Annotated in this window: 11 protein-coding genes; 5 read left to right on the top strand and 6 right to left on the bottom strand. The window is 39.5% G+C overall.

Features of this window, described 5'->3' with window-relative positions:
- Positions 1–223: 223 nt before the first annotated feature.
- The gene (gene syd, locus PSE60_RS00215; protein ID WP_272664254.1) at positions 224–784 is read right to left on the bottom strand and encodes a SecY-interacting protein; all 561 of its coding nucleotides are present in this window, start codon (positions 782–784) and stop codon (positions 224–226) included.
- Positions 785–930: 146 nt separating this feature from the next.
- Between syd and queF the strand changes: the two genes are divergently transcribed.
- The 3 genes from queF to xni all read left to right on the top strand — a co-directional run bounded on the left by queF (position 931) and on the right by xni (position 4,003).
- Positions 931–1,776: an NADPH-dependent 7-cyano-7-deazaguanine reductase QueF gene (gene queF, locus PSE60_RS00220; protein ID WP_272664255.1), complete on the top strand. Its 846-nt coding sequence runs from the start codon at positions 931–933 to the stop codon at positions 1,774–1,776.
- 85 nt (positions 1,777–1,861) lie between these two features.
- Positions 1,862–3,229 (top strand): nucleotide 5'-monophosphate nucleosidase PpnN, encoded by a 1,368-nt coding sequence (ppnN, locus tag PSE60_RS00225; RefSeq protein ID WP_210836169.1) that lies wholly within the window; start codon positions 1,862–1,864, stop codon positions 3,227–3,229.
- A gap of 18 nt (positions 3,230–3,247) precedes the next feature.
- A complete protein-coding gene (gene xni, locus PSE60_RS00230) occupies positions 3,248–4,003 on the top strand; it encodes a flap endonuclease Xni (RefSeq protein ID WP_210836168.1) in 756 nt (251 codons plus the stop codon).
- A 54-nt stretch (positions 4,004–4,057) separates the two neighbouring features.
- Here xni and rlmM read toward each other — a convergent pair whose 3' ends face one another.
- The 3 genes from rlmM to PSE60_RS00245 are packed head-to-tail and all read right to left on the bottom strand — an operon-like array spanning position 4,058 to position 6,518.
- Positions 4,058–5,161 (bottom strand): 23S rRNA (cytidine(2498)-2'-O)-methyltransferase RlmM, encoded by a 1,104-nt coding sequence (gene rlmM, locus PSE60_RS00235; RefSeq protein ID WP_004908722.1) that lies wholly within the window; start codon positions 5,159–5,161, stop codon positions 4,058–4,060.
- Positions 5,154–5,549: a DUF423 domain-containing protein gene (locus PSE60_RS00240; RefSeq protein ID WP_004908716.1), complete on the bottom strand. Its 396-nt coding sequence runs from the start codon at positions 5,547–5,549 to the stop codon at positions 5,154–5,156. Before PSE60_RS00240 ends, rlmM begins: the two co-directional genes overlap by 8 nt.
- Before the next feature lie 27 nt (positions 5,550–5,576).
- Complete coding sequence (locus PSE60_RS00245) at positions 5,577–6,518, bottom strand: transcriptional regulator GcvA (RefSeq protein WP_004908711.1); 942 nt, start codon at positions 6,516–6,518, stop codon at positions 5,577–5,579.
- 696 nt (positions 6,519–7,214) lie between these two features.
- On the opposite strand from PSE60_RS00245, the gene csdA reads away from it, so the two are divergent.
- Entirely contained in the window at positions 7,215–8,420 is a 1,206-nt protein-coding gene (gene csdA / locus PSE60_RS00250) for a cysteine desulfurase CsdA (RefSeq protein ID WP_272664256.1), read from the top strand.
- 18 nt (positions 8,421–8,438) lie between these two features.
- On the top strand, positions 8,439–8,897 hold the full coding sequence (gene csdE / locus PSE60_RS00255; RefSeq protein ID WP_272664257.1) for a cysteine desulfurase sulfur acceptor subunit CsdE: 459 nt from the start codon (positions 8,439–8,441) through the stop codon (positions 8,895–8,897).
- Positions 8,898–8,938: 41 nt separating this feature from the next.
- On the opposite strand, the gene tcdA is transcribed toward csdE, so the two are convergent.
- Together tcdA and mltA are read right to left on the bottom strand one after the other, a co-directional pair.
- Positions 8,939–9,754, bottom strand: a complete 816-nt coding sequence (gene tcdA / locus PSE60_RS00260; protein WP_272664258.1) for a tRNA cyclic N6-threonylcarbamoyladenosine(37) synthase TcdA — start codon at positions 9,752–9,754, stop codon at positions 8,939–8,941.
- A gap of 30 nt (positions 9,755–9,784) precedes the next feature.
- A complete protein-coding gene (gene mltA, locus PSE60_RS00265) occupies positions 9,785–10,906 on the bottom strand; it encodes a murein transglycosylase A (protein ID WP_210835339.1) in 1,122 nt (373 codons plus the stop codon).
- Between the last annotated feature and the right edge of the window lie 232 nt (positions 10,907–11,138).

Genomic DNA, 11,138 nt, shown 5'->3' on the forward strand with positions numbered 1-11,138 from the left:
GAGTTTACCCTGTCCAGCGAGATAAGAATGCATTAAATCTATTAATGAAACAACCTAGCAAAATAAACAATAAAGCAGTAAAAACATTCGCAAAACGCCAACTAGGTAGTAACGCCATGAAATTAAAAGTTAAATAATTATCATTACAATATAAAGATCATTTTTTAAGAAATTACTTAGTTTAATTGTAGGTATTTACTTACACAAACCCACTTAAAAACACTTACCCCTGAGGTTCAACAACAACCACTAGTTCATCAAGAAAACTTGTTAAATTCGAAGAAAGTACACGCCTGTCCTGACTACCAAATTTTTCTAATATAATTTCCCCCGTGAGATTACACATTGATATCATTTCAATCTCAGATTCTAAAGTCGCGATGAAGAGCGTGGGGGATAGTTTTAAACGCTTTTGAGTGACTAAATGACCAATTAAATTCTCTTGCAAACGGATGAAATCATCTTCATTCCATACTTGCACTAAGCTCAGCGTAATGTCACGAAATATGGCTTTCATATCACCAGCAAGCTGTGTCGTATAAAAAGTATGGATATCACTTTGTAAATTAATCTCTAATGCTGTCGCAACTTTATCCAAGTTAGCATTCTTTATTGGAAATGGTTGAGGCTCCCAGTAAACCCAATTTTCACCTGTGCGGACAATACAGGGAGATGGAATACCATATAAGTCTGCTGATGCAGGAGGTAGTCCCGTTTGTTGATGCCATTGTGAAACATATTTCTGAGTAAAATTTTGTAGTGCGACAGAATGTGATGTATTCATAATTATGTATTTTTTGTAGTCAATTTAAAGAGAAAGGCGTCAATGTTGCCGATAAATGGTATTATGACAGAAGTTCACAGACGAAGAAAATATCCCAATTTTTACCTGTTAGCCTCATTTTCAGTTTATGAAGTATAAGGACTCCTATGTCACACTATCAGAATAATCCCGCACTTAATAATTTAACTCTTGGGAAAAAAACGGCTTATCATGACCTGTATGATGCCACATTATTACAAGCCGTTCCTCGTAGCTTAAATCGTGATCCTTTAGCAATTCACGCTAAGTCGCTTCCATTTCACGGTGCTGACATTTGGACAATGTACGAGCTTTCATGGCTAAATCAGCGTGGTGTTCCCCAAGTCGCGATAGGCTCGATTAGTGTTGATGCAAATAGCGAAAATTTAATTGAGTCTAAAAGTTTTAAGCTTTATCTAAACAGTTTTAACCAAACGCGTTTTGAAACTTGGGAAAATGTGCGAAGCGCTTTGCAAAATGATTTAAGCCGCTGTGCTAATGGACAAGTAAGCGTTACACTTCATAAATTAGAGCACTTTTCTCATCAGCCTATCCAGCCATTACTTGGCGCATGTATTGATGAGCAAGAAATTGATATTGATAATTATGAGTTTAATCGTGACTATTTGGCGAATTGTACCCAACAACAGGCTGTCGACGAAACGTTAGTGAGCCATTTATTAAAATCAAACTGTTTAATTACCAATCAACCTGACTGGGGCTCTGTACAGATCCACTATCGTGGACCAAAAATTGATCGCGAAGCCTTATTACGTTACTTGGTTTCATTTCGCCATCATAATGAGTTTCACGAACAATGCGTTGAACGCATTTTCACTGATATTATGCAATTATGTAAACCTGAAAAATTAAGTGTTTACGCACGCTATACTCGTCGTGGAGGGCTTGATATAAACCCATGGCGTAGTAATGAAGAATTTACGCCTGAATTAGGTCGTTTATCACGGCAATAAATATATCTAGTTGAAAAGTAAATGTAATTAATACATTTACAGTACAATTCACATATCAAGAACCCATGGGGTAAAGGAGTACTACTTGATTACTCATATCAGTCCATTAGGATCTATGGATCTACTCTCTCAACTTGAAGTTGATATGCTAAAACGCACGGCCAGTAGCGATTTGTACCAATTATTTAGGAATTGCTCTTTAGCCGTTTTGCATTCAGGCAGCTTAACTGATAGCAGTAAAGAACTATTAGAAAAAAGTAAAGATTTTGATATCAATGTATTACGTCGCGAACGTGGTGTTAAGCTTGAACTTATCGAGCCCCCAGAGAAAGCCTTTGTTGATGGTAAAATCATCCGCACCTTACAAGCAAACCTGTTTGCCGTATTACGTGACATTTTATTCGTTCATGCGCAGATTACACATGCCAAAGAACAATTTAATCTAGACCTCGAAAACGGCACGCATATCACCAATATGATTTTCTCTATCTTGCGTAATGCTCGTGCCCTACACATTGATGAAGACCCAAGTATGATTGTTTGCTGGGGAGGCCACTCAATTAATGAAATTGAATACCAATATGGCCGTAAGGTTGGTAACGAGCTTGGCTTGCGTGAACTCAATATCTGTACTGGTTGTGGCCCGGGAGCGATGGAAGCACCAATGAAAGGTGCCGCTGTTGGCCATGCACAACAACAATACAAAAATAGCCGTTTTATTGGCTTAACTGAACCTTCAATTATCGCAGCTGAGCCGCCAAATCCATTAGTGAACGAACTCATCATTATGCCTGATATCGAAAAACGTTTAGAAGCATTCGTTCGATTAGGTCATGGGATTATTATCTTCCCTGGTGGTGTTGGTACCGCTGAAGAGTTGCTTTATTTACTTGGTATCTTGATGGACCCGGCCAACAGTGAACAAGTTCTACCGCTGATTTTAACGGGTCCAAAAGAAAGTGCAGAATACTTTGAAGTTTTAGATGATTTTATTCGCCACACTTTAGGTGATGAAGCCAGTAAGCATTACCAAATTATTATTGATGATGCTCAGGAAGTCGCTCGTGTAATGAAACGTAGCATGCCACAAGTTAAAGAAAATCGTCGTAGCACCGGTGACGCCTATAGCTTTAACTGGTCAATTAAAATTGCTCACGATTTACAGCATCCATTCGAACCAACGCATGAAAATATGGCATCACTAAACCTCCATCCAGGAGAAGCACCTGAAAAGCTAGCTTCAGATTTACGCCGCGCTTTCTCCGGTATTGTGGCTGGTAACGTGAAAGAATTTGGAATGAAAGCCATCGAAGAGCATGGACCATTCAAAATTCACGGCGATAGTGAGCTAATGAAGCGTATGGATGTGCTATTACAAGGCTTCGTTGAACAACATCGTATGAAATTACCTGGCGGCACTGCATACGAACCTTGCTATGAAATCGTGAAATAAATAAATGATGGCGTATTTATGATCCATTTATTAATTATTGATGCATTAAACTTAATACGCCGTATCCACGCGGTACAAGGAAGCCCGTGTGGAGAAACTTGTTTATCTGCAATATCACAGTTGATCGCCCATACTAATGCCACACACATTGTTGCGGTGTTCGATGAAGAAGGGCGCCATCAAAGCTGGCGCCATGAAAAACTGCCCGATTACAAAGCAGGTCGGCAACCTATGCCTGAAGATTTGCATACTGAACTCCCCGTATTGGTAGCCTTATTTAAAGAGAAAGGGATTCACTGCTGGCAGTCTGAAGGAGATGAAGCCGATGATTTAGCCGCTACCTTAGCAACACGTATTGCAGGTTCGGGGCACACTGTTACCATCGTATCCACAGATAAAGGTTACTGCCAACTACTAGCCCCTAACTTAAGAATTCGCGATTATTTTCAAAAGCGCTGGCTTGATATCCCTTTCATCGAAAAGGAATTTGGCGTTTCTCCTGAGCAGCTCCCTGATTATTGGGGACTTGCCGGGATCAGTAGCAGTAAAGTTCCTGGTGTTGCGGGCATTGGCCCCAAAAGTGCGACAATACTCTTGCAGCAATACCACTCAATTGAAAATATATTTGCCAATTTAGATAACATTGAAGAGAAATGGCAAAAAAAGTTAATCAACCAGCAGGAGATTGCATTGATTTGCCGAGATATTGCGACTTTAAGAACCGATATTGTGCTCCAAGGAAATTTAAATCAGCTGCGTTTTACTACCAATTAGTAGAAACACAAAGGCCACTTCATTAGTGGCCTTTTTATTGACTGAATTTATGAATTAATAATACTCACGTGCCATCGGATTCGCCGACCATACCCTCATCACATGTACAGTCACTTCTTCTCGGTCATGATAAAGCTGCTTCGCTTGAATCAACACATTAACACCTTGTTCTTTAAGCTGTATTTTCATCTTTTCTAAGATATGTGAAACTTCTTCATAGCGCTTTTTCATCGGCAATTTTAAGTTAAAAATGGCCTCTCGGCACCAACCTTGAGCAAGCCAATCCGTCATTAACGCAGCAACTTTAGCTGGTTTTTCGACCATATCACAAACTAACCAAGTGATGTTGTGGGAAGTAGGCTTAAATTTAAAACCATCTTCACGGTGATGTTTAACTTGCCCTGTATCCATAAGGCTTTCAGCCATTGGGCCGTTATCTACAGCATCAACCATCATACTGCGTTTTACCAATTGATAAGTCCATCCCCCTGGACATGCTCCAAGATCTACAGCTTTCATTCCACTTGCTAGACGCTCCTCCCATTCTTCATAAGGAATAAAGACATGGAAAGCTTCCTCTAGTTTTAAGGTTGAACGGCTCGGGGCATCTGATGGGAATTTTAACCTTGGGATCCCCATATAGAAATTTGAACTGTTATTAGTATATGAATACCCGGTATAGCAGCAACCTGGGGCAATAAAGAATACATGAATAACTGGCCGCTTAAAGTTCTCTAGTGGTAATAAGATTTTTTCTTTACGTAATGCATTACGCAAAGGTACCGTAAACTTGCGGCAAAACTTCAGTAATTCTTTCGATTCATTGGTATCAGCAACTTCGACACGAAGGTCTCCTGCTCGTACAACTTGCTGGCTCAATGCATTTACAATCGGAGTAATACGGTCTTCAGGCGGCAAATCCTTGAGTAAATCCCCTATTACAATCATTTGGCGAGCAAAAATTAATTCTCGAAAAGGTAACGTTCGTGCAAGCGTATCCGCATCTTCTGCTTGGTAGCACTCAAAAATAACATAACCACTATTTTCTTTTACGCGGGCAAAACCATAAATTTCTTTTTGCCCAGCTTTATCTGTAATCTCTGCTGCACATTCTTTTTCAAAGCCTGGACGGCAATATAGTGCAATTTTATTACTCATTGCGTGACGCCGATTTCCTTAGACGCATAGCGCCAATAACCACTAACAGCCAACCAATTAGGAAACATACACCACCTATTGGCGTAAAATAAGAAAAGTATTTTACCTGCAATAGTGCCATACAATAAAGGCTACCGCTAAAAAGAAGTATCCCAACAGAGAAAAACACACCTGACCAGTAGAACCACAGAATAATTTTACGTAATAGAATTGCCCCGAGCACCATCAATGCAACAGTATGCAACATTTGATAACGTAGCCCGATTTCAATCCAGTCCATTTGGTGGACACTCATAATTGACGATAACGCATGTGAACCAATAGCCCCAAAAGCAACGGTAAAGAAGCCACTAATTCCAGCGAAAATTAACATCAAACGACTATTCACAGTAACACCTTTTATTTAAATACTTGATTACTGAATAAGCGCCACATCTTGGTCACCCGTAATAAAGCCTAATTTCTCTTGTTCACTTGCCGCCTGCCCAAGAATCCATTGGCGAAATGCAGCTATTTTGCCTAAATCAGCCTGATTTTCTTGGCAAACTAAGTAGAATGCATTTTTACTCACTAATACCTCACTAAAGGGACAAACTAAGCGCCCTGCATCAATTTCATTTTTAGCCATCACATTATTCGTTAGTGCAATCCCTTGACCATGGACTGCGGCTTGAATAACCATAGCGCTATGACTAAAAATAGGACCTTGCTGTACATTAACTACATTTTGTAACTCTAGTTGCTTAACATATGCTTGCCAGTCTCTTCGTGAAGAATCGTGAAGCAACGTATGTTTTGCTAAATCCTCAGGATTTTTTAGTTGGCGATCCCCAGTTAATAAAGATGGTGAACATACTGGCATTAAATATTCAGCATAAAGCCTGTCTGTTCTTAGCCCAGGCCAATTACCTTTGCCGTAGAAAATAGCGACATCAACGTCATCTGCCAATTTATCTTCTTCTCTATCTACAGCTTGGATCCGCACATCAATTCCGGGATAGGCTTGATTAAAACCAGAAAGCCTTGGTACCAGCCACTGAATCGCAAAACTTGGGGATAAACTCACCGTTAATGCCCCTTTTGCACTTCTAGCTTGTAATTTACGTGTTGCCTCGTTTAAAGAAGAAAAAATCTCTTTAATATCAAGATAATAACTTTGACCTTCTTCTGTCAATAGCAATGAACGATTGCGTCGACGAAACAATTTCAACCCAAGGAAATCCTCCAAACTTTTCATTTGGTGGCTAACGGCCGCTTGAGTTACAAATAATTCTTCTGCTGCCTTAGTAAAACTTAAATGACGAGCTGCAGCATCAAAGACTCTCAGAGCATTTAGGGGCGGTAATCTTTTAGACATAATCACTTCTACTTGGCATCTTGTTATGCATTAGTTTTTTTCATCCGAAGCATTATAATTTGTCCCTTGAGGATACGCTAGTAAATACCTATAGTATGCACACTTCCTAAGCCGGAACGAAAAGTTACAGAGTTTAGTTACTTTGAAACTTTTGGCTTTGTGGTTGTGATGTTGTGTTTGCAAGTTGTCTGGTTGAACCAGACCTTTGTAGCTTTAGCTACTGTTTTTTCACTTCCTGTACATTTACCCTGTCTGTCCATAGTGATTTTATATAGTGCACCGCCAACGCGCGGTGCTTTTTTTTACTCTTTTTTAATGTTTTAATGGTATTTACTTAAACAATTTAACTTAACAAATACAGATATCTATAGATAATTACTAGTGTACCGAAAAAACTATCAGTAAGATATTTAAGATAAATCTTGAAAATTATTTACTAAGTGCTAAAAAAAATAACTTTATAAGTTAAAGGCATTGCATTGTAATGCAAAACACTGAATCATCTTGAAACCACATCGAGAATAATGCTAACAATTAATACCAAACGTAACAAAATATTTCAATAATTAGATTAAAAAATGATGCGTTTAAATTAATCAGAAATAACCATAAATGTACTAATAAATGTACAATCCATTAATACAACGCTCAGTAATATCAAATCACATTGAAATTTTGACTAAAAAGAAAATACTCATGGATCATTTCAGCGCCGCCACATTTCGTCTCGCTTTTCCAGCGATAGACTCGTCAACACTATTTTTTGATAGTGCAGCCACAGCATTAAAGCCCATTGCCATGATCAATGCATCAAATGACTATTATCGCTTGTCAGGCAGTTCGGTATATCGCGGGCAATCACCTGAATCATTAAAATTAACCCGTGACTATGAACTAGGTCGAATTCGTGCGGCGAAATATATTCATGCTTCAAATGAAAAAAATATTATTTGGACTCGTGGAACAACAGAGTCAATTAATTTAATTACACAAGGTTATTTTCGCTCAAGATTACAGCCTAACGATGAAATTATTGTCAGCGAAATAGAACATCATTCAAACTTATTACCTTGGATTATGCTTTCACAGCAAACTGGCGCCAAAATTATAAAATGGCCGGTTGAAAAAAACCTGACGTTGAACCTTGATGTTCTCAAATCTAAATTATCGGAAAAAACGAAAGTCATCGCTATCACACAAATGTCTAATGTAACTGGCTATCAGCCAGATATACAGATGGTGACTCAACTCGCTCACCAAGTAGGAGCGCTAGTCGTTGTTGATGGAGCACAAGGTGTCGTTCATAGACCTATAAATGTCAGTGAGCTGAATATCGATTTCTATGTATTTTCAGCACATAAGTTATATGGACCGACTGGGCTTGGGGTTTGCTACGCCAAAACAGAACTTTTAGAGCAAATGACTCCTTGGCATGGTGGAGGCAAAATGTTGACTCACGTCACATTTGATAATTTCACTCTTGCCCCTATTCCCCAACGATTCGAAGCAGGAACACCAAATATTGCCGGGGTAATTGCCTTTTCGGCTACTTTAGAGTGGCTGGAAGAAATAAATTTAACACTAGCAGAAACATATACTTGCTCGTTAATCGAATATGCAGCTAAAAAGCTGTCGGCGCTACCCGGCTTTATTAGCTATAGTGTACCTCATTCTCCTTTGCTATCATTTAACTTTAAAGATGTTCACCATAGCGATCTGGGAGCCCTCTTGACCGAGCAAAATATTGCATTACGCTATGGTCAACATTGCACCCAACCATTAATGGTTGCATTAAATATAAGTGGCTGCTTGCGCATCTCAATGATGCCTTACAATAACCAGCAAGATGTCGATAAATTTATCGATGCAGTCACTGTTTCACTTTCTATACTCAATGAATAAATCAATAAAGGAAGCCTAATGACTTCGACTAACCATGAACTTGCTCCGCACCCATTCGGTACAGAGATTAAAATTCAAGAAATAGTTGAACAGTTTTCCACACATAAAGCATGGGAAGATAAATATCGTTTATTAATTCAATTTGCGAGAAAGTTGCCTGCATTGTCTGATGATGAAAAGCTGCAAACTCAAGAAGTTAAAGGCTGTGAAAACCGTGTTTGGATTGGTGCACTACTCAATGATGATGAAACATTTCATTTTTATGGGGATAGTGAAGGCCGAGTAGTGAAAGGGTTATTTGCCATTTTGTTAGCAGCAGTAGAGCAAAAAACAGCGAAAGAGATTATGGAGATTGATTTCAATCACTTATTATCCCAAACAGGCTTACCTGGGCAGCTCAGCGAATCGCGCCAAAATGGTATTCAATCACTCATTACTGCAATTCAAAATATTGCTAATGAAATGACGCCCGCGTAATTCATTGGATGAGGCTATCTATCGCAATAGCCTCATTCACTTTACTGCTTTTCCATTTCCCGTTGTGATTTTGCTATCATCTTTTTAAGTGCATGTGAAACAGCAATAAACCCAAAGCTAGCCGTAACCATAGTAACCGCGCCAAAGCCTGAAGCGCAGTCCATTCGCTTTGAACCATCCGCAGTACTTTTTGCCGCACACACAGTGCCGTCGCTTTGTGGATAAACAAGCTGTTCGGTAGAAAAAACACAATCAATCCCAAGCTTTCCTTTTCCATTTTTAACAACGTTAAAATCGGACTTTAAGCGTTCTCGCAACTTAGCCGCTAACGGGTCTTGAACTGTTTTAGCCAAGTCCACTACTTGAATTTTTGTTGGGTCGACTTGCCCACCAGCACCACCTGTGGTGATAACGGGTATTTTAAAGCGCCTACAATACGCTAACAGGGCAGCTTTAGGCCTTACACTATCAATCGCATCAATAACATAATCAAACCCCGCATCAAGGTAATGAGCGACATTATCAACCGTAATAAAATCATCAATAACATTCACTACACATTCGGGATTAATTTCTAAAATACGATTTTTCATCACATCAACTTTTGGCTGCCCAACGGTCGATTTGATGGCATGTAATTGCCGATTAGTATTAGTCACACAGATATCATCCATATCAATCAATGTGATATGCCCAATACCTGAACGAGCAAGAGCCTCAGCGGCCCACACACCTACCCCACCAATACCAATGACACAAACGTGGGAACGTGCAAAAAGATGAAGAGCATGTTGCCCATATAAACGCCCGATCCCAGCAAAACGCTGCATCCAAGCATCAGAAAGCTTAGCTTGCATAATAACGAACAACCTCAGTTAAACCTGTAACTACAGTGAACCAAATAGCGGCTGGCTTTTTTTCAGCACCCAAACTCGCCCGTAATGGTTATAAAAACCGGCCATTTTTCCAGCTTCATGGCCTATACCGTGGTAAATATCAAAATGATGCCCTTTAATCGCCCCACCGACATCCAAGGCTATCATCATACGCATTTCATACTGCCCCGTAAATTTCCCGTTATTATCTAATACAGGGATTTCTGCGAGCAAGGCTGTACCCGGTGGAATAAGGGTTTTATCTGATGCAACAGATGCTTTAGCGATTAAAGGAACCGCGCTAGCTCCTCTGACAGGGACAAATGATTGCGGTTTAAAAAATACAAATGACGGATTTTCTTCTAAAAGCTGACGAACTTCTTGCTCGCTATGCTGATTAGTCCAGTCATGAATAGCTTGTAATGACATTTGGCTCAGAGGAACTTCGCCACGATCCACCAGTACTTTTCCAATACTTTTGTATGCGTGACCATTTTTACCTGCATAACCAAAGAAATTCAGTGGGCTACCATCCCCAAAATCAACATAGCCACTTCCTTGAACTTCCATCATAAAATTTTCAACTGGCGAATTGCTATAAGCTAAAATTAAATTGTCACTCAGGGCGCCGTTATAAATCGCTGCTCGACTAGGTAAACGAGTTTTTCCTTTTGGTGGCATGCCGTACAACGGATAACGAAATTCCCCTTGAACCATACGGCGGGCCTCAATCACAGGTGTGTAATACCCTGTAAATTGTACGTTTCCATAATTATCGGCGCCTTCCATTTGGAAGGCGGTTAAATTGAAATTAGCCAATTGAGCCGGATTTCCTCCCGCCATCAACCAATTCTCTATAGCATGGTAGGTGTCGTTATTATTTTTAAACAACCGCGGTGATGCATTTTTAATTTCATTAACTTGTTGATTAAAATCTGGCGCATTTATAGGTCGCCCATTTACATTCACCTGATTTACTTTCTGTAAATCCTGAACTAAGCGACCATCTTTATATTGTTGGCCTTTATCCGTTGGATGGGTTTGGCATCCAGCCAATAAAGAAAGAAATACGCTGGTTACTAACCATTTTTTTACTGTATGTTTATTGACGATTTTTGTTAGCCCTATATTCATGCTCTACCACCCAGATAAATCCAACAATCCAATATGAAGCGCACAATAGCAAACCCAATTAGGGAATGAAACGTGTAAATATATTTAGAGGGGTTATTTTCCTTTCCCTACTCATCAAAGTGTAAAAAACAGCCAGACAGAACATATTTTGTTCTGTAAATGCTAAATTTTGTAAAAAAAACACGAAAAAACTTGCATCAGATCTCATCCCGAGTATAGTGCCCGCATCGGA

Origin of the sequence: Providencia sp. PROV174, from assembly GCF_028480685.1 — a bacterium.
GTDB classification, from domain to species: domain Bacteria; phylum Pseudomonadota; class Gammaproteobacteria; order Enterobacterales; family Enterobacteriaceae; genus Providencia; species Providencia rettgeri.